The organism is Pseudomonas sp. FSO-7 (assembly GCF_059579345.1).
On record NZ_CM184193.1, the window covers coordinates 4,067,645 to 4,085,160 of the forward strand.

Genomic DNA, 17,516 nt, shown 5'->3' on the forward strand with positions numbered 1-17,516 from the left:
CCTGATTCATTCATGGGAAATCAACTGCACGGCGACTTGGCCATGCTGTTTGGCCAAGTAGCCCCCCGCGATCACGGGGCCTTCGGCCAGCTGTAGCGAGACCGGATCGGCCAACAACGCACTGGCCCGCAAGGTGTCACCGGGACGCAGGTCTCGCATCTCACCGATAGAGAGGCTTGCCAGAGGGAGACGCACCGACAACTTCACCCGAGCGTTACCCAGTGCGTGCTTGCGTTCGATCAACGGCGTGCGAGCAACAGGCTTTTCAAGCGCAGCATTGAGCAGTGCCGCATCCAACGACAGATGCAGCGTCGATGGGCCGACGCGCAGTTGCAGCAATACCTGAGCACTGAATAAACCCGAGGGCGACCAGGACGACTCGGCGGTTAAATGGGAGACGCCATGTTGCCCAAGGGCCTCAAGCAGATGATTGATCAACGCCAGGTGCGCTTCGCGTACCAGATGTCTGGCGGTCTCATCTTCAGGCGCGTCGTGCATGAAAGGCCCGAAGATCATCGACGCCCCATCACCCGCCAAGCGGATTGAGCCATTGACTGATTTGGCATTCTGCCAAGCCTGCGTCGATGCCCACTCACTTGAACCGTCCAGGGCCGAACAACTCACTTCGAAAGTGTGGCGTGCATCCGGCATGCACCACTGCTCATACCAGTGCCTGGCCACGGCCGGTAATCGCTCACAGGCCATGCGCAGACGAGTCGTGCCGACAAATCCCAACATCCTCATTGTTCAGCCCCCTCTCGTTCCGTTGTACAGCTGCTCCAGCATTTCATTGGAGACCGTCATCACCCTTGAGCTGGCCTGATACCCGCGCTGGATGATCAAAATGTCCCCGAACTCCTGGGCCAGATCGACGTTGGACAACTCCAGGTAACCGCCCTGGATGCGCCCAAACTGCTTCTCTCCCGCTCGGCCGAACTCGGCCGTCATGGAAGAAGGCGCGTGGTAGAGCGAATTGGCGCCCGCGACCAAGGCACTTTCATCGGCGAAGTCCGCCAGCGCCAACTGGCTGCCATCACGTTTCTCGCCGTTGGCGTAGGTAAATTTAAGAATGCCCTTCTCATCGAATGCGAAGGTATTCAGGCCGGCGACTGCACTACCGTCGACCACTCGTGCGCCCAGCGTATGGCTCGGCCCGCTGGCGACCTGGGAAGCCAGGTTGAAACTGCCCGGTGTTCCGAAATCCAGCACAATGCTTTGGACCTGGCCATTAACCGTCAACGGAACCGACAACGTGTTGAAACCGGCAGACGGGCTGCCATCTACGCCGAAGGCGATGGTGCCGGTCTGCAACTGAACGCCACTCGCGTCGGAAACCGTCACACTCCAGCTATTGGCGGGCGTCGTCTTCGGTTCGAATTTCACGCTCAGGATATGGCTCGCACCGGTCGAGTCGAACACCTGGATCGCGTTGATCTGATGGGTCGCCTCCGTAGGACCCGTGCGAGCCAAGGCCCCCACCATCTCGACTCGGGTGGTCGCCTGCGGCGGCAAAGAACGCTGTCCCTGGATATTGATATCGCGCAGGTTGCCGGACGAGTCGATACCCGCGATGCGTTGCTGGCTGATGGTATCGACCAGGTAGCCGTCCTTATCCACCTCGAATTGCCCGGCGCGGGTGTATGACAGCGCGCCCTGTTCATCGCGCAGAACGAAATAACCGGCGCCATTGACTGCCACGTTGGTGTTATTGCCCGTCTGGCGGTTCTCACCCGGCTTGATACGAACTTGGGTGCCGGCAATGCCTGAACCAAAACTCTGGCCATCCTGTCCGTTGACGGCGCGATAAAAAGTATCGCTGCCCCTGTAGCCGGGCGTGTTCATGTTCGACACGTTATTGGAGACGTTATCCAAGCCCTTGGCGAAGGAAAACAGGCCACTCATTCCATTAAAGAAAGCTTGCAGCATCACGCCCCCTGCCTGACCAGTTTGATTTGCGACAGCCGCACGTCAGTGAGGACCGTACCGTCGGTTCGTTTGACGGACAGCACCGGCCCGGTCGACGAAAACGCAATCGCCGTCACCGAGCCAATCGCCGTGCCACCCGTGGTGATACTGACTTCAACTTGACGCCCCAACAGTCCCAGGGACTGCGAAGTAGCATTCATGGACACCAGGTTGTCGGTGTTTTCGTTGGTGATCCGGGTCTGTTCAAGGTTGGCGAACTGCGCCATCTGCGCCAGGAACTCGCGATTGTTGATCGGTTCCAGCGGGTCCTGGAATGTCAGTTCGGTCAAGAACAACTTGATGAAGTCTTCCTGCCCCAGACGGCTCTGGGCCAACTCCGAGGTGGTGGAACTCAGCTCATTACCGATCGCTTCAACGGCCATCGTGTTCACCTTGGTAATCGTTCGAAAGAGGCGATGCGCGCCAGACTTGCTGACCGTTGAGCCAGATCTGCTGCGGCCGCTCAGGCATCGATGAGGCCCGACGAGAGAGTTCGTCTATCAGCTCATCACGCTCTTGCGCGGTGAGCCGGTAGTCTCGCACCAGCAACTCGAGGCCTTTACCCCGAGGGAGAAATTGAAAATGCCGATCCGGCCATTTCCCGTTCAAATAGCTCAACAGCGGATGATCGGTGGCGTCTTCAGCGCCCTGCTGCTCAATGGCAACGGGCTCGCTCCAGGGTCTATCGGGGCCTTTTGTCGAGATAGCACCGGGCATGGAGGACATCGCCGAAATCGTCGAGAAGGCGCTGAAAGGCGCTGAGTAGGCTTGCTCAGCAACGATTGAAGCAACGCTGTGCACACCCGGCTCCGCCAGGAATACATCGGGAAGATAAGACAGGTGATGCCCGGCGTGTGCACCCAGCGCGTATAGTTCAAGCGCCTCGGCAGTCATGGATGCTGACGCACCGCCGGAACGCAACTGCACGACCCGCGCCAGATCCGCTTCAGCAATGGCAGAGTGCGCGAGTCGTTGCCCCGACATCACCTGCGGGTTGCGCTGCTGCGCTGCGCTGTCGTTTGAAGTCGGTGATTGATCATGCAGGCCTATTTTGCGCTCGAAGTCCTTGGCCTGTGTATCGCGAGCGGGAGGACGTTGCTGATCCGCCGCCATGGTCCACAACGATGCCCCTACTTTAACGGCCATGTCCCATCCCCTGAGCTTGCTGTGCATCAAAAATGTCGATGGCCTCGTATTCACGCACCGCTTTGTCCAGCAGCACCTGCAGTCGATCCTTGGCCTTGTCGATGAGGTCTTCGTTCACCTTGCACTTGAGCAGGTGTGACATGGCCGCATGCGTCAGGCTTCGTGCCTCGATGACGGGCTGATGCGCCGCTTCAAGCCGCTGAAAAGCGGCTGTCTGCGCCAGTAAGCGCTGTTCGTGCTGGGAGGGATCGAGCATGGCGCCAATACGCCCCAACGCCTCATGGTTCGCTTGGAGGTTGTCGTAGCGAACCTGCTCCGCCTTCAGTCGATGCTCGGCTTGGGTCAACTCACGGCGACTGCGGTTGTAAGCCAGTTCTGCCCTCTCCCGCTGCATGGCACGCAAACGAGAAGCCGCCTTCAATTGCCGCGACTTGCGCCATTCATCTTGCATCGCTCACCCCCTTGCCCAGCCGCTGGAACAACTGATGAACCGTCTGCCAGGTGTTTGATGCAGCGAAATGATCTTGAGGGGTTTGCTGCAACAACGCATCGAACTCGGGTTTCAACTCGATCATGGTGTCCAGCAGCGGCTGCGAGCCCTTTTCATAGGCGCCCAGCTCGATCAGGTCCACGCTGTTCTGATAATTGCCAAGCGCTGAGCGCAGGCGCTCGACCTGGGCTTTGCGCTCCTGGGTATACAGGGCACCCGCCAATCGACTGATACTGTGCAACACGTCGATGGCCGGCCAGTGCCCATGGGCCGCCACACTGCGACTCAAGACAATATGCCCGTCGAGAATGGCACGCATATGGTCAGCCACGGGCTCATTCATATCGTCGCCCTCGACCAGTACGGTATAGACCCCCGTAATGGAGCCCTGCCCATTCAACGCGCCGGCGCGCTCCATCAGCGGCGGCAGCAGGGCAAATACTGAAGGCGTGTAGCCTCGACTCCCCATCGGCTCGCCCGTTGAAAGACCAATTTCACGCTGGGCCAGGGCAAAACGGGTGATCGAGTCCATGATCAGCAGCACATGCTTGCCCTGGGCCCGGAACCATTCGGCGATAGTCGTCGCCGTGTAGGCTGCCTGGCGCCGCAGCACCGCCGGTTGCTCGGCCGCCGCGGCGATCACCACGGCCTTTTTCAAGCCCTCCGGCCCCAGGCTGTCGCGAATGAAATCCCCCACCTCGCGGCCCCGCTCGCCGATCAAGGCGATCACGATTACATCGGCTTGCGCATACTTGCTCATCATGCCCAACAACGTGCTTTTCCCCACGCCACTGCCGGCAAAAATGCCAATCCGCTGGCCGCGCCCAAGCGGCGTGAAGACATCGACGGCCTTCACTCCCGTGAGCAGCGTGGTGTCGATCGGCGAGCGGTGCAAAGGATTGATCGGCGCCACGAAACGCGGCATTCGCGTCAGCCCTTCAGGGGCCGGCAAATCATCCAGGGGGTTGCAGGTCGCATCCAGAACACGCCCCAGCAGACTGGTCCCCACGGGAACCGTGTAGGGGGTTCCACGGGCATGGACTTCGCTGGCCAGGCATAAACCATCCACCGGGCCGTAAGGCATCAACAGGGTGGATTCACTGCGCAAGCCGACCACTTCAGCCGCAATGACCTCGCCACCACGAGCCGGGTGGATGTCCACCAACTCTCCCAGCCGGACATCCAGGCCGGTGGCGTGCAGCACCATGCCCTGGATCGAACTCAAACGGCCCAGGCGCCGACACAGGCGGGCCTGGGTAAGCTGCGTCAACAGTCGACTCTCAAGCCCCTGCCACACGGCCATCTCCCCCGGTCAACACGGCTGCGACATTGCCCAGTTGCGTGTGCACACCGACATCCAACTGACCACCGCCGAAGTCGATCAGGCAACTACCGAGGGAGGCCTGCGGATCGACCTGAAACGATGCCAATAGCGCGTCATCCGGCGCCAGCCGAAGCAACGTTTCATAGTCCCCACGGGCAACACGAATCCGCATGGGACCAACCAGTTGATACTCTTCGATGGCGCGCCTCGCCAGGTCAGCGATTAACGGACGCGTTTCACCATGCAGGTCTAAAAAGCGAGTGACCACTGCCAGCGCGAGCCGTCCTAGCGAAGGCTCCATGGCCGCCATCAACTGTTTCTGTTGCGCCCCCAAGGCTTCAACCAATCGTGCGAGTTGAAGACGTTCCGTTTCGAGCGCGGTACGCAAAGAGGCTTCCTTCTTCAGCCATTGCTGCTCTTGATGGGCCAGGGCCTCGCTCAGTTGTGTACGGGCCTGTCTGCTGCCTTCCAATAGCCCCTTCTCACGACTCTCCCGCTCAATTTCCGCGAGCTCCAGCGCGAAGGTCTCGCGCAACGTCTGCTTCACGTCCGGTTGAAGCGGTTCATTGGGCAAGGTGTTCGTTCGGATATCGGCACCCAGGGTTGGCAGACGTCGAGTCCCCAGGTTCTGGGAAGGTTGACGCAACACCGTCGACGGCAGGGGCGGCTTAGGCGTGCTCATCACCCGCCTCCTGGGCATCCATCCGGGCTTTCAAACTACTCATCAGTGCCGGGGGCAACACCTGCTTGGCAAACTTGCTATCCCAACGACGGATCTCGGCACTGTTGGCCAGGCCACCCAACACTTCACGGCGTGCAGTGGGTGTTTCCAATTGAAGGACCAGCGCGCCCCAGAACGGATGCGTCGCTCTCGAAAGCCGGGCCTTGAGCGGCGCGTTGTCGGGCATCGTGCGAGGGGCCGGCGGTGTTGCCGCCAGCTCGCTCATCAGCCCGGCGACAACGGAAGGATCGTTGTTCAAGCCCAGGAGATTGATCTCCTCCAACAGCACCTCGACCTGGCGACGCTCCTCGGATTCCAGCCGCGCCAGAATCCACTCACGGTCTTCGGCATGAGAACAGGCAAGGCGAATAGCCGCTTTACGAAGCGCTGAGAACTCCATGTCAGCGCCCCTCCAACAGCCAGCGGCGCAAGTCCACCAGCAATTGCTCGCGCTCGACCGATGTCATTCGCGGCACAGTGGCGGGCACGGAAACAGACTTGCGTCGTCCTTTCGCCCAGAGCATCAACAGACCGATTGACAGGGCAGCCAACAAGCCGACACCCAACCAGCGCGTCCATGGCAACGATAGATCAGCATTGACTGGCTCAGGTACCTCAGCGTTACTCACTGGCACCGGTTGCGCCAAGGGCTCGGCCACCTTAGGCGTATCCGGCACGGGCATATCGGGGATATACACCATCACCAAACGATCGCCCCGCTTGAGATCCAACCCCAAAGCCGCTTCAAGCAACGCCTGGATATCTTTCATTTGCGCGTCCGATACCGGTGTGCTGAGCACTACGCCGACGGTAATGCGCTCGATCTTGCCTGTCGCATGTTCGGTTTCAGCGCGTGCCTTACCCACCTCATAATCGATTTCCCGATTGTTCTGGGAGCGCTTGCTGGTGGACTCGCCACTGGAATTCTCGGTGGATTCCGTGCGCTTTTCACGACGCATTTTATTCGTCAGCGGTTGCTCGCTGATGGATTTGACCCGGTCAAAATTCATCAGCACTCGCACAGACACATCGACACCATGATTGCCGAGCGGACGCGCCAGCAACTCCTCGGCCTTCAACTTGAGCACCTGCTCGACCTGGGCCGTCAATTGCAGGTGTTCCGGTGCCGCCGCTGCGCCATCGGAGGCGCTGAGTACCTGGCCGTCTTCGTTGAGCACCGATACGCGCTCAAGGGTCATGCCCTCCACCGCTGACGACACCAATTGCTGAATCCCCCTGACCCGCTGCGGCATCAACGTCCCCGAGGAGCGCAGGCGCACGATCACCGACGCCTTGGGCGGTTCTTCCGCCTGCTGGTAGAGGCTGGTTTTCTTGAACGTCAGGTGCACACGGGCATATTCCACTTCGGACATGCTCATGATCGTGCGCGCCAGTTCCCCTTCCATGGCCCGCTGGTAGTTGATTTTCTGGCTGAACTCCGACATGCCGTAGTCGGCCTTGTCGAACAACTCGAACCCGGTACCGCCACGGGTCGGGATCCCCGCCTCAGCCAGATACATACGGGCAGAGGCCGCATGATCGGCCAAAACTTCAATCGCACCCTGTTGCGTATTGATCCGATAGGGCACGTGACGTTGGCTCAATGTGGCCAGGATCTGAGCCTGGGACGCCTCGTCGGCGTTTCTGTACAACGCTACATATTGCGGTCGGATCACCCACCACGCCGACGCGGCCAGCAGGCCGACAATCAGCAGGGCACCGAGCAGAAAGACACGAGTACGACCCGCCAGGAACGAAGACACCGGTTGATTCTCCATGGTTTAGATCTGCAACCGCGTGAGTTCCTGGTAGGCATCTACCAGACGGTTGCGCACCTCCACGGCCAACTGCAGCGACAGTTTCGCTTGCTCCATGGCCATGACCAGATCGTGAGGCGCAATGTTGTCGCCCAGTGCATACGCCGACAGCATCTGGCTGGCCTGGCCGGTTTGTGCATTCAGTTGAGTGGCACCCGATTTCAGCAAATCGACAAAGTCGGTGCCCTGAGGCCCCATCGGCCCGTCCGCCAAGGCAGCGGCCGGTGAGAGATCGGGGGTCAATGCAATAGGCGCAATGGCGGCGGTCATGTCACTTTCCAATTTCAAAGGCTTTGAGCGTCATTTCACGCAAGCTGTTGTAGGAACGGATATTGGCTTCATAGGCACGGGTGGCCGAGACCAAGGTCGCCATCTCCCTGGCGGCTTCGATGTTGGGGTAATGCACCATGCCATTCTGGTCAGCCATGGGATGGCTCGGCTCATGGACCAAGCGGCTGTCGCTACGCGCTTGAGCGTGAACCCGCGGCTGCTGCAACCCCAGTTGGCCGGCAAAGCTGGTGGGTGGAGATACGCTGAGCAATGGCGAACGTTCGCCCGGCCCTATTGCCACGTTGGCGATCGCCAGGTTGTAGCTGGCGACTTCCGCCCGAGAACGCTCATACGCCATGCTCCCGCGAACGATCTCGCTGATGTTGTCCAACGGCATGCTCAGCGACCTCCCCGGACAGCCAACTGCATCAATGCGAACTGGCGTGATACGCCGTCTGCCAAGGCCTGGTAGCGACCGCTCGCGGCGGACATCTGCGCCACTTCACCGTCGAGCGCCAATGGCGTGCCCGGGGTATAGCTTTGCAAATACGGCGTCAGCTCGCTGTCCTGCAGCGAACGCAAGGCCTGGCCGAACAACTCAGGGTCGTTGTGCAAACCGCGCAAGGCGGCCATCGGCTCGTAGCCGTTGAGGCGCATCGCCTTGCCCCCCGGAACGTTGGCCATGGCGATATTGTGCGCCGCGACCTTCGCCCGCAGTTGCTCCAGGCTCATGGCAAAGCGCACGGTCTCTATTGCAAGATTCATATCGGTTGACATCAATCTTCCTTATTGAACGATGAGTTCGGCGTGCAAAGCGCCCGCCTGTTTGATGGCTTGCAACACGGTGATGACTTCTCGGGTGCTCAATCGAACCTGATTGAGGGCTTTCACCAGATCCCCCACCGTCGCGCCCTCGGCCAACTTCACCGGGCCGTGTTCTTCTTCATTCACCGTCAGCTCGGTGTCGGGTACAACCACCGTGCCGACGCTCGGCCCGGTGCGGGCCACCCACGAGGGCTGCGATACCTGGAACTTGGTGCTGATCACGACACTCAGCGAACCCTGGGAAATGCTCACCTCGCCCAATCGGACATTGGCGCCCGCCACCACCGTGCCGGTGCGTTCGTTGACCACCACCCGGGCGGCGTAGTCCGGCGCCACGGAAACGTTCTGCACCCGCGAAATCAACCGAGGGACGGTCATGCCGGCGGTCACGGGCACTTCCACTTTGGCGGCATGCACGACACGCACACCGGGCACGCCCAACTCACGGCTCAAGGCATCGGCGATACGTTGCGCGGTGGTGTAGTCCGGCTCATTGAGAATCAGCACCAGTTTTTTCGAGACCTCGTCGTTTTCCGAAAAGGCCGAACGCTCGACGCTGGCGCCCCGAGGGATGCGCCCCACGGTCGGATGGTTCTTCTGCACGGAATTTTGGTTGGCCTCGAAGACGTACCCGCCCACCGACATCGGCCCTTGGGCCAGGGCGTAGAGTTTTTCGTCCGGGCCATACAGGGGGGTCATCAGCAAGGTGCCGCCGAGCAGACTGCGGGCATCGCCCAGGGAAGAGACCTCGACGTCCAGCTTGTCCCCCGACTCGCTGAATGAACGCAGGTTACCGGTGACCATCACCGCCGCCGTGTTGCGGGTATTGAGGTCTCCATCAGCGACATTCACGTTGAAGTTCTTCAGGGTGTTGACCAACGACTGGCGAGTGGCCCGATTGCGGTCGGTATCGCCAGTGCCGGCCAAACCCACTACCAAGCCGTAGCCGATAATGGAGTAGTCCCGCACGCCTTGAATGCGTGTGAGTTCTTTGATCCGCACATCAGCCAACGTCGGCTGCAGCCAAAGGGCAAGCAGCAGGCCCGCAAGCAGTCGAGCAACTATTTTCATAAGATTCGCAGCCACTTGAGCACCCGAAAAACGATGTTCTGCTTCTGCGCGTCGGTCACCACACCGTCACCGACGATGTCGATTTGTGCGTCTGCCAGGCGATAGGAAAGCACCGTGTTGTTGTAGGCGATGTCATCGGGCCGAACGAGACCGGTGATCCGCACCTGCTGTTTTTCATCGTTGACCGTCACCCGTTGCTCGCCGCTGACACGCAACAAACCCTCGGGCAGTTGTTCAATGATCCGTACCGAAACGTTGGTACGAATCTGTCCGCTGCGGTTGGTCTGGCCATTGCCGTTGGTATCGCCTCTCAAGCCCAGGTTCGCTTGATGGGTGTTGCTGTCCAGGCCCGTGCGCGCGGAAATGTCGGTATTGCTCTCGGCCCCGGTGCCGGCCGCACTCTGCGCCGTGGTCGACTCCACCACCAGCACCGTCAGGGTGTCGCCCAGATGGTAACCACGGCGGTCCCCGGTCAGGGAGCGATAGCCATCGGGGTTGATCAGGCTCTGCGCGCCAGCCATACCCGGCAGCAACAGCATCAGCAGTGCTGCCTTGCGAACGTTACTGGTCCACATGAACCTCTCCTTTACCGGCGACCACCGCCAACAGGCTCGATTCGGCGCCGTCCAGCATCACCGGTACCCGCTCTCCCAACACACCCGGACGCAGCGCCTTGCCTTCGGTGCGCAGCATCAGGCCCGGGCCATAAACCACCACGGTCACCGGCGCATCGCGGTACACCAACGGCTCGGCCTTGAGGTGACGCTTGAGCACCGGCATGCCGGCATTGACCGACTGCGTCAGCCACTGCCCTGCAAGGTCGTTGGGTAAATCACCGAGCGCCAGTTGCGCCGCCGCCAGGTCCACCCGCTCCAGGCGCGGTTGAGCATCGGCCACGGCCTGGTCGGCACGCCCATTGCGACCGTAGACCCACGCCTGCTTCCAGGCCTGGACCTTGAACCACACGGTCACCACGCTGGGCCGCTCGTGACCGCACAGCGTGCCACTCAACGCAACCGACATCCGGCTGCGAATGCCCTGGCTCAACAGCCTGATCTGCGGATGCGCCATGGCCGGCAGCTCACCCATGGGCGTGAGCTGCAACTCAACCTCAGGCATGGCCAACTGCGTCTGGATACGTTGGGTAGCCATGTCCAAGGCATGACTTGCCGCCGCTGCATCGCAACTGGCAGCGGGCGCCGCTTGGGCATACCCCGCACTGGCGAGCCACAGCCCGAGTCCGGCCAACCAATGGCTATTCATCAGGATCAACGGCGCAGGTTATTGATGGTTTCCAGAATCTGATCACTGGCTTGCAGCAATCGCGCATTCATCTGGTAGGCACGTTGGGCCAGCACCAGCCCGCTCATTTCGTCGATCAGGTTGACGTTGGACATCTCGACATAGCCTTGCAGCAACACGCCCTGACCATCCCGACCCGGCTCGGCATAAATGGCTTCGCCGCTGGCCTGTGTCGGTCGATAGAGGCCGTCGCTGAGTTTGCTCAATGCTTCGGCGCTGGCGAACTTCGCCAGTTGCACCTGACCAACGCTGATGATCTCGCCAGTCTCGGTGATGGTCGCCTGGACCTCCCCGTTCTGCTTGATCACCAGGTTGCGTGCGTCCGGCGGTACGCGCAGATCGGCCGTCAGCGTCTGTCCATCCGGCATTGCCAGTTGACCTTCGCTGTCGAGGTGAAAACGCCCCGCGCGGGTGTACGCCAACTCACCCGTCGGCAACGCCACTTCGAAGAACCCGTCGCCCTGGATGGCCAGGTCCAGCGCGTTGCCGCTTTCGCGGACGGTGCCTGGGCTGAAGACCTGGCTCGGCTGCGAAGCCTGGATGCCCGCACCGGTCAGCAGGCTCTCGGTCATGCCACCGCCATCGTCGCGTGTCCCGACTTCGCGAACCATGTCGTGAAAGTCCACCTGGCTGCGCTTGTAGCCGATGGTCTGCATGTTCGCGACGTTGTTCGAAATGCTGTCGATCCATGCCTGGTTCGCGGTCAGCCCGGAGCTGGCAATACTTAATGAGTCAATCACAAGCACATTCCTTGGTCAGTTCTTGCCAATTTGGTTGATACCGCTGTTGAGCATGCCGTCGTAGGCCGACAGCGCTCGCTGCATGGTTTCGACATGCCGCGACACTTCCATCATCTTCACCATGTCGGTGCCCATGGCCGCATTCGAGCGTTCCAACAGCCCTTGATGCACCACGAAACTTTTGGCGGGGGTGATCCCGGTACTGGCCGCATACAGTCCATCGCCAACGGCGAGTAACTGCTGCGGATTGTCCACGCGGACAATGCTCAGGCGCCCTACCGGTCGATCATCGACACTGACTTCGCCACTCTCATCGATCTTGAGTACCCCATCCGCCACCTGCAGCGGACCGTCGTCGGCCAATACCGGGTATCCAGCCCTGCTGACCAGATAACCGGCCTTGTCGACCTGGAAACGGCCATCGCGACTCAACAACACGCCGCCCGGTGTCTTGATCGCAAACCAGGCATCCCCCGCCAGCGCCAGGTCCGTGGCCCGCCCGGTGTGTTGCAACGCACCGCCGTCGGTGCTGATCCAGGTCTGCGCCTGGATGTCATCCAGCCCGCCGGCGACACCAGGGCCGGCCACGTTGGAAGCCATGACGTTGAAGGTGCGCTCGGCCTTGTAGCCAACGGTATTGGCGTTGGCGACGTTCTGCGACACCGCTTTCAGATTGTCGATATCACGCTGGATAACCCCAGCCAGTTGCATGATCAAATCGCTCATGGGGACTCCAGGCTGGGGAAACCGGGCAGGTCAATCATGCCCGCCGAGGTGACGCGGGCGTGCTGCCCCACCTCATTGACCGACAACACCGCCATGTGCGGCACCGCACGCGACATGAAGGCCCGCAAGACCCGGCGCAACGGTGCCGCGCACAACAGCACCGGCTGCTTGTTGCCACTGAGTTGCCGTTCGGCTTCCCGGGCGACGGTGGTGACGAAACGCTCCAGTTCCTGGGCCGGCAACAACGCCGATTGCAGGCCTTCGCGAGGACGCGAGGCCGCCAGCATGTAGCCTTCCAGTTGCGGTGCGATCGTCAACACGTTGAGCTCGCCGTTCTTATCCACCAGACGCTCATACAGGGCCGCCCCCAGGCGCTCACGCACCCGCTCGGCAAGGTCTTCGGCGTTCTTGTTGCTGCGTCCCGCATCCACCAGCACTTCGAGAATCGTCTCAAGATTGCGGATAGACACCTGCTCGCGCAGCAACAGTTGCAGCACCCGCTGGATGTCCGAGTAGCTGAGGACCTGAGGTACCAGTTCATCCACCAGGCTGCCCAAGCCCGCGCGTTTTTTCTCGATCAGTCGCTCGGTCTCGGCACGGGTCAGAAACTCCGGCGCATAGCGGCGGGCCAGCTCGGACAAATGGGTCAGCAACACGGTGTCGGGCTCGACCAGGGTGTACCCCGCCGTGCGCGCCTGGGCCCGTTGCGCCACTTCGATCCAGAGCGCCTTGAGCCCGTAGGTAGGTTCCTTGGTGGCCCGCCCTTCGAGCACCAGCGTTGCGCCGCCGGGGTTGATCGCCAGTAACTTATCGAACTCCAACTCGCCCGCGGCAATCACCGCGCCCTGTACACAGACCTGGTAGGTGCCGTTGGCCAGCTTCTTGTCGGCGTGCACGTTGAGCGATGGCAAGGCAAAGCCATAATCCTTAGCGAACTGCTTGCGCAGGTTTTCGATGCGCAGGCTCAAGGTGCTGGTAGCGGCGAGGACGTGAGCCGCGAGGTCGGCACTCAAACGCAGTTCAAACGCATCGGTGTTCATCAATGCGTAGACGTCGCTGGATTCGCTGTCTTGCCCGGACAGCAGGTCCTGCTCCGGGCCCTCGCCTGCGTTGGCCTTGCCCCGTAACTTGCGGTAGGAAAACCACGCCGCCGCGGCAAACGCGCAAAACAGCATCATCAGTGGAACCAAGGGCAACCCTGGCATCATCGCCAGGAACAGCGTGACCAGCGCCACCACCACCAGGGTCTTGGGATAAGCCGACACCTGGCGCCCCAGCTCTGGCCCCAGCCGAGCATCGGTCGCGGCGCGGGTGATGATGATGCCCGCCGCCACGGCGATAATCAGCGACGGAATCTGCGTCACAATGCCGTCGCCAACCGTCAGCAACGTGTAGTGATGCAACGCATCGCCCCAGCTCTGGCCCTTTTGCAGAATGCCGACCGAGAGGCCGCCGATGATGTTGATCGCGATGATCACGATGCCGGCAATCGCGTCGCCCTTGACGAACTTGGAGGCGCCATCCATGGCTCCATAGAAGTTCGACTCACGCTCCAACTGGCTGCGCCGGCGCTTGGCTTCTTCCTGGTCGATGATGCCCATGTTCAGGTCAGCATCGATGCTCATCTGCTTACCCGGCAACGAATCCAGGGTGAAACGAGCGGCGACCTCGGCCACGCGCTGGGCACCGCTGGTGACCACCACGTATTGCACCACCACCAGGATCAGGAAAATCACAAAGCCGATCACATAGTTGCCGCCCACCACGTGGGTGCCCACCGCCGCGATGACCAGCCCGGCATCGCCATCGGTGAGGATCAGCCGCGTCGCGGAGATATTCAGGGCCAGGCGAAACAATGTGGTCATCAACAACAGCGACGGAAAGGTCGAGAAGCTCAACGGCTTATTGATGTCGAACGTCACCAGCAGCACCATCAGCGCGACGGCAAAGTTGGTCAGCAACAGCAGATCCAACAACCATGTTGGAATAGGCGTGAACAACACCAGCAAAATGCCAATGACCGCCACGGCCAGCAGCAGATCGCTGCCCTCGGAAAGCAGGCGCGACAACAGTGGCTTCATGGCGCAAGCACCTTATTGCCTGGCAGCGCGATCACCCAGCGATAGATACGCGCGACATCGGCCTGAGTCGAATCCGGAATCGCCGAATCGACCCGCGCCAGGGCGTGCAGCGCCCGCGCCAAGGGCGGACGACGCAAAATCGGCACCTGGTGCTTCCGCGCAACATGACAGATACGCCGTGCATGCAAGCCACGCCCCATAGCCAGCACCTTGGGTGCGAGCATGCTGGACGGCCGATACTGCAAAGCCACCGCGTAATGCGTCGGGTTGGTGATGATGACGTCAGCATCCTTGACTTGGCCCAGCGCGGCAGCCTTTTTCAGCAGCGCCTGCTGGATGCCTTTGCGCTTGGCGCGCACTTCAGGATCGCCCTCGCGGCGGCGATGTTCATCCTTGGTTTCCCGACGACTCATGCGCATCTGCCGCCCAAACTCGCGTCGCGAATACCAGATATCAAACAGCGCCGCTGCGGCCATCACCGCCAGCACAGTAAAGCCCAACTGCATCAGCAATTGCTTGCCGGCCTGGGGCAACTCCAGGGGCGATATCGTCGCCATGCCCAACAGCTGCGGCAGCACGCTTTGGAACAGGTAATACAAGACCAACGAAAACAGCGCGCCCTTGACCAGCACCTTGATCAGCTCGACGAACATGCGTCGCGAAAAGAGTTTCTTGAGGCCCTGGATCGGATGGAGTCGCTTGAAGTCGGGCTTCAAGGCCGTCATTGAAAACACCGGACCGCTGAACAGCAGATTCGTCAGGATCGCCATCAACACCAGCGCACCAATCAACGGCAACAACCCGTACACCACCTGTCGCAGGCTATAGCCGCCCTGCTCGCCCAGGTAACCAAAGCCTTGCCCCAATTGCCCGGCATTGCCCAGCCACCAGTGGGTGTGAGCGGCAATGACACTCGCCAAGGGATAAGCAATGGCCGAAAAAACCATCAGGAACGTCAACAACATGATGAAGGACAACAGATCGGGGCTGCGAGGCACCTGCCCTTTCTTGCGGGCCTCTTCGAGTTTGTAGGGCGTGGCCTCTTCGCTCTTGTCCTGCTGATCGCTCATTGAACACCCGCCGGCGACAGGGCAAACCGCAAGGCGTTTTCAATCAGCAGCGGCAAACGCTGGACGATCATCGGCAAGGTCAGGATAAAAATGAACATGCCCACGCCCAACTTGAGGGGCAAGGACAGGAAATAGACATTGGCCTGGGGCATGGAACGGGACAAAAACGCAAACGCCACATCGATCAGCCACAACCCGAGGATCACCGGCACGACAATCATGAACGCCAGCAAAAACTGCTGCGTCATGACCGTCGCCAAAGACACGGACAACGTGGTCAGCGACACACTGCCGGGCGGAACCGCCACCAGCAACTGAGCGAACACCCTGAGCAAGTCGTGATGCAAATTGAGCACGACAAACAGCGCTCCCAACGACCAGCTGAGTAAATCAGCCATCAAACCAGTCATGTTGGAAGTACCCGGGTCAAAGACGCCCGCGGCATTCAAGCCGATTTGAGTGTCGATCAACTTGCCGGCCATATCGACACCGGCATGGGCGGCATGAAAACCGAACGCCATCAATACACCCAGCAACAACTCGCCCAACACCACCGGCAGCGTGAAGACGGGGGCCTGGGTGAGCGTCACGCTGCCGACCAACACGGCGGACAACGCCAATGCCAGGATCAACCGGACGGTCAATGGAATGCGCGAAAAAAACAGGATCGGCGAAACCACCACGAGCGGAATCAACCTGACCGACACGAGAAGCGCATTGAGGAAGAAGGACGTCAGCACACACTCACACCAAAAAACGCGGCTAGAAGCTAGCGGCCTGAGTTAATGCACTGAGTGCGAATTGTTTGAGGACCGTCAACATCCAGCCACCAAAAACCAGCAGCATGACGACGGTCACGATCAGCTTGGGGATGAAGGTCAGGGTCATTTCCTGGATCTGGGTCGCGACTTGCAGGATGCTGACTAAAAGGCCAACGATCAGGATGGCCAGAAGTAACGGAGCAGCCACCATCGCCGAGGTCAGCAGCGCTTCTTTGAGCGCGTAGAGCATGAAATCCTGCGTCATCCATAACCCCAACTGGACTAGATCCTAAGGTGCGCCTTGGGCGCGCTATAGCCTAAATGGCAGATCGCCATTGTTTTGCCATGGTAGCTATATAGTGTCAGGGGATGCAACAGGATGTTACGGGGTGGGGACGAATGGTGGTGGCGGCTTGGATATCGAGGGAAACCCCGGGAAGAGAACCGGGGACAGACCACGACTGAGTTCCTGTAATCGGTCCGCCCCATAATCGTGTTCTACCCCGTTTTTTACCCGTTCCGGCGACTCGAATGTTTGCTGTCTCGGTGAGTCGTTAGCTATTGGAGTGTTTTGATCCCTCAGGTCTAACCGTCATGACTTTCACTACATCGTCAATCACAGCTTTGCTCATCTCCATTAAATAGTGAGCGGCCCAGGCATGGCGGTCCGTTTTCCTTTCGAAGGTTGCGTCCTCTGCAAGTCGGTAGGCGAGATGCAAGAGATCTGATGCTTGTTGCAACGCTTCATTCAACGGGACACCGCCATTAACACGGAACAGCGGACGATCGGAGCAATAATGGAATGGGGTGTAGCCGATGGTTTTTGCTTCTGCTCGTTCGGTCATTTGCGATCTCCACTGACTGAGATGCAGCAGGACCGCGATACAGAGCGGCGGAGCAGATGAGGCCGTTTTCTTGATCTATTGATATGCATTGTTCAACTCCCTTGATTCGAAGAGCTGCCGCATCCGTTACCAAGCGAATGGGTGGCAGCTGTGCGCAGGTTGGTAAACCGGGGAATCAAGGAAACCGGCACGTCAGAAGACGTCCCACGCACAGCTGCCATAAAACAAAATCGCAGGCCTGAAAGCCTGCAATCCTGTCTGTGCACTGTTACGCCTTATTCCACCGGGTTACCAAGCCCGGTCGCTGAATGTGCAGCGACATCCAGAGCGTAACGCGACAGAAAACCTCCGGCGAGAGGCTT

22 protein-coding genes are annotated in these 17,516 nt (G+C 60.2%); all 22 read right to left on the reverse strand.

Features of this window, described 5'->3' with window-relative positions; genetic code table 11:
- Window positions 1-6: 6 nt before the first annotated feature.
- Window positions 7-744, reverse strand: a complete 738-nt coding sequence (locus AC515T_RS17540) for a FliM/FliN family flagellar motor switch protein (protein ID WP_496529376.1) — start codon at window positions 742-744, stop codon at window positions 7-9.
- 3 nt (window positions 745-747) lie between these two features.
- On the reverse strand, window positions 748-1,926 hold the full coding sequence (gene flgF / locus AC515T_RS17545) for a flagellar basal-body rod protein FlgF (RefSeq protein ID WP_496529377.1): 1,179 nt from the start codon (window positions 1,924-1,926) through the stop codon (window positions 748-750).
- Window positions 1,926-2,348, reverse strand: coding sequence for a flagellar hook assembly protein FlgD (locus AC515T_RS17550; RefSeq protein ID WP_013693099.1), 423 nt, complete (start codon window positions 2,346-2,348; stop codon window positions 1,926-1,928). Before AC515T_RS17550 ends, flgF begins: the two co-directional genes overlap by 1 nt.
- Window positions 2,338-3,111, reverse strand: coding sequence for a hypothetical protein (locus AC515T_RS17555; RefSeq protein WP_496529378.1), 774 nt, complete (start codon window positions 3,109-3,111; stop codon window positions 2,338-2,340). The genes AC515T_RS17550 and AC515T_RS17555 overlap by 11 nt, the downstream gene beginning before the upstream one ends.
- Window positions 3,101-3,562, reverse strand: coding sequence for a hypothetical protein (locus tag AC515T_RS17560; protein WP_496529379.1), 462 nt, complete (start codon window positions 3,560-3,562; stop codon window positions 3,101-3,103). The genes AC515T_RS17555 and AC515T_RS17560 overlap by 11 nt, the downstream gene beginning before the upstream one ends.
- On the reverse strand, window positions 3,552-4,871 hold the full coding sequence (locus AC515T_RS17565; protein ID WP_496529380.1) for a FliI/YscN family ATPase: 1,320 nt from the start codon (window positions 4,869-4,871) through the stop codon (window positions 3,552-3,554). Before AC515T_RS17565 ends, AC515T_RS17560 begins: the two co-directional genes overlap by 11 nt.
- Before the next feature lie 10 nt (window positions 4,872-4,881).
- Window positions 4,882-5,607 carry a FliH/SctL family protein gene (locus AC515T_RS17570; RefSeq protein ID WP_496529381.1) on the reverse strand — a complete coding sequence of 242 codons (726 nt, stop codon included), beginning with the start codon at window positions 5,605-5,607 and terminating at the stop codon, window positions 4,882-4,884.
- Window positions 5,594-6,046, reverse strand: coding sequence for a hypothetical protein (locus AC515T_RS17575; RefSeq protein WP_496533209.1), 453 nt, complete (start codon window positions 6,044-6,046; stop codon window positions 5,594-5,596). Before AC515T_RS17575 ends, AC515T_RS17570 begins: the two co-directional genes overlap by 14 nt.
- Before the next feature lies 1 nt (window position 6,047).
- Window positions 6,048-7,424, reverse strand: coding sequence for a flagellar basal-body MS-ring/collar protein FliF (fliF, locus tag AC515T_RS17580; protein ID WP_496529382.1), 1,377 nt, complete (start codon window positions 7,422-7,424; stop codon window positions 6,048-6,050).
- A gap of 3 nt (window positions 7,425-7,427) precedes the next feature.
- On the reverse strand, window positions 7,428-7,733 hold the full coding sequence (gene fliE / locus AC515T_RS17585) for a flagellar hook-basal body complex protein FliE (protein WP_496529383.1): 306 nt from the start codon (window positions 7,731-7,733) through the stop codon (window positions 7,428-7,430).
- A gap of 1 nt (window position 7,734) precedes the next feature.
- Complete coding sequence (locus AC515T_RS17590) at window positions 7,735-8,130, reverse strand: flagellar basal body rod protein FlgC (protein WP_013693091.1); 396 nt, start codon at window positions 8,128-8,130, stop codon at window positions 7,735-7,737.
- 2 nt (window positions 8,131-8,132) lie between these two features.
- Window positions 8,133-8,510 carry a hypothetical protein gene (locus AC515T_RS17595; protein ID WP_212801027.1) on the reverse strand — a complete coding sequence of 126 codons (378 nt, stop codon included), beginning with the start codon at window positions 8,508-8,510 and terminating at the stop codon, window positions 8,133-8,135.
- A gap of 9 nt (window positions 8,511-8,519) precedes the next feature.
- Window positions 8,520-9,629: a flagellar basal body P-ring protein FlgI gene (locus tag AC515T_RS17600; RefSeq protein ID WP_496529384.1), complete on the reverse strand. Its 1,110-nt coding sequence runs from the start codon at window positions 9,627-9,629 to the stop codon at window positions 8,520-8,522.
- Complete coding sequence (locus AC515T_RS17605) at window positions 9,626-10,204, reverse strand: flagellar basal body L-ring protein FlgH (protein WP_212801029.1); 579 nt, start codon at window positions 10,202-10,204, stop codon at window positions 9,626-9,628. The genes AC515T_RS17600 and AC515T_RS17605 overlap by 4 nt, the downstream gene beginning before the upstream one ends.
- Entirely contained in the window at window positions 10,191-10,892 is a 702-nt protein-coding gene (gene flgA / locus AC515T_RS17610; protein WP_496529385.1) for a flagellar basal body P-ring formation chaperone FlgA, read from the reverse strand. The genes AC515T_RS17605 and flgA overlap by 14 nt, the downstream gene beginning before the upstream one ends.
- A gap of 5 nt (window positions 10,893-10,897) precedes the next feature.
- The gene (locus tag AC515T_RS17615; RefSeq protein ID WP_310662845.1) at window positions 10,898-11,671 is read right to left on the reverse strand and encodes a flagellar hook-basal body protein; all 774 of its coding nucleotides are present in this window, start codon (window positions 11,669-11,671) and stop codon (window positions 10,898-10,900) included.
- 15 nt (window positions 11,672-11,686) lie between these two features.
- Window positions 11,687-12,397, reverse strand: a complete 711-nt coding sequence (locus AC515T_RS17620) for a flagellar hook-basal body protein (protein ID WP_496529386.1) — start codon at window positions 12,395-12,397, stop codon at window positions 11,687-11,689.
- On the reverse strand, window positions 12,394-14,478 hold the full coding sequence (locus AC515T_RS17625) for a flagellar biosynthesis protein FlhA (RefSeq protein WP_496529387.1): 2,085 nt from the start codon (window positions 14,476-14,478) through the stop codon (window positions 12,394-12,396). The genes AC515T_RS17620 and AC515T_RS17625 overlap by 4 nt, the downstream gene beginning before the upstream one ends.
- On the reverse strand, window positions 14,475-15,548 hold the full coding sequence (locus AC515T_RS17630) for an EscU/YscU/HrcU family type III secretion system export apparatus switch protein (protein WP_027912328.1): 1,074 nt from the start codon (window positions 15,546-15,548) through the stop codon (window positions 14,475-14,477). The genes AC515T_RS17625 and AC515T_RS17630 overlap by 4 nt, the downstream gene beginning before the upstream one ends.
- A complete protein-coding gene (locus tag AC515T_RS17635; RefSeq protein WP_496529388.1) occupies window positions 15,545-16,288 on the reverse strand; it encodes a flagellar biosynthetic protein FliR in 744 nt (247 codons plus the stop codon). The genes AC515T_RS17630 and AC515T_RS17635 overlap by 4 nt, the downstream gene beginning before the upstream one ends.
- Window positions 16,289-16,310: 22 nt before the next feature.
- Window positions 16,311-16,574, reverse strand: a complete 264-nt coding sequence (locus AC515T_RS17640; RefSeq protein WP_013693081.1) for a flagellar biosynthetic protein FliQ — start codon at window positions 16,572-16,574, stop codon at window positions 16,311-16,313.
- Window positions 16,575-16,863: 289 nt separating this feature from the next.
- Window positions 16,864-17,154: a DUF3077 domain-containing protein gene (locus AC515T_RS17645; protein WP_496529389.1), complete on the reverse strand. Its 291-nt coding sequence runs from the start codon at window positions 17,152-17,154 to the stop codon at window positions 16,864-16,866.
- Between the last annotated feature and the right edge of the window lie 362 nt (window positions 17,155-17,516).

Bases quoted from the DNA above. Each gene is read 5' to 3' on its own strand.
- AC515T_RS17540 (WP_496529376.1), bottom strand. From the start codon at position 744: ATGAGGATGTTGGGATTTGTCGGCACGACTCGTCTGCGCATGGCCTGT.
- flgF (WP_496529377.1), bottom strand. From the start codon at position 1,926: ATGCTGCAAGCTTTCTTTAATGGAATGAGTGGCCTGTTTTCCTTCGCC.
- AC515T_RS17550 (WP_013693099.1), bottom strand. From the start codon at position 2,348: ATGGCCGTTGAAGCGATCGGTAATGAGCTGAGTTCCACCACCTCGGAG.
- AC515T_RS17555 (WP_496529378.1), bottom strand. From the start codon at position 3,111: ATGGCCGTTAAAGTAGGGGCATCGTTGTGGACCATGGCGGCGGATCAG.
- AC515T_RS17560 (WP_496529379.1), bottom strand. From the start codon at position 3,562: ATGCAAGATGAATGGCGCAAGTCGCGGCAATTGAAGGCGGCTTCTCGT.
- AC515T_RS17570 (WP_496529381.1), bottom strand. From the start codon at position 5,607: ATGAGCACGCCTAAGCCGCCCCTGCCGTCGACGGTGTTGCGTCAACCT.
- AC515T_RS17575 (WP_496533209.1), bottom strand. From the start codon at position 6,046: ATGGAGTTCTCAGCGCTTCGTAAAGCGGCTATTCGCCTTGCCTGTTCT.
- fliF (WP_496529382.1), bottom strand. From the start codon at position 7,424: ATGGAGAATCAACCGGTGTCTTCGTTCCTGGCGGGTCGTACTCGTGTC.
- fliE (WP_496529383.1), bottom strand. From the start codon at position 7,733: ATGACCGCCGCCATTGCGCCTATTGCATTGACCCCCGATCTCTCACCG.
- AC515T_RS17590 (WP_013693091.1), bottom strand. From the start codon at position 8,130: ATGCCGTTGGACAACATCAGCGAGATCGTTCGCGGGAGCATGGCGTAT.
- AC515T_RS17595 (WP_212801027.1), bottom strand. From the start codon at position 8,510: ATGTCAACCGATATGAATCTTGCAATAGAGACCGTGCGCTTTGCCATG.
- AC515T_RS17600 (WP_496529384.1), bottom strand. From the start codon at position 9,629: ATGAAAATAGTTGCTCGACTGCTTGCGGGCCTGCTGCTTGCCCTTTGG.
- AC515T_RS17605 (WP_212801029.1), bottom strand. From the start codon at position 10,204: ATGTGGACCAGTAACGTTCGCAAGGCAGCACTGCTGATGCTGTTGCTG.
- flgA (WP_496529385.1), bottom strand. From the start codon at position 10,892: ATGAATAGCCATTGGTTGGCCGGACTCGGGCTGTGGCTCGCCAGTGCG.
- AC515T_RS17620 (WP_496529386.1), bottom strand. From the start codon at position 12,397: ATGAGCGATTTGATCATGCAACTGGCTGGGGTTATCCAGCGTGATATC.
- AC515T_RS17625 (WP_496529387.1), bottom strand. From the start codon at position 14,478: ATGAAGCCACTGTTGTCGCGCCTGCTTTCCGAGGGCAGCGATCTGCTG.
- AC515T_RS17630 (WP_027912328.1), bottom strand. From the start codon at position 15,548: ATGAGCGATCAGCAGGACAAGAGCGAAGAGGCCACGCCCTACAAACTC.
- AC515T_RS17640 (WP_013693081.1), bottom strand. From the start codon at position 16,574: ATGACGCAGGATTTCATGCTCTACGCGCTCAAAGAAGCGCTGCTGACC.
- AC515T_RS17645 (WP_496529389.1), bottom strand. From the start codon at position 17,154: ATGACCGAACGAGCAGAAGCAAAAACCATCGGCTACACCCCATTCCAT.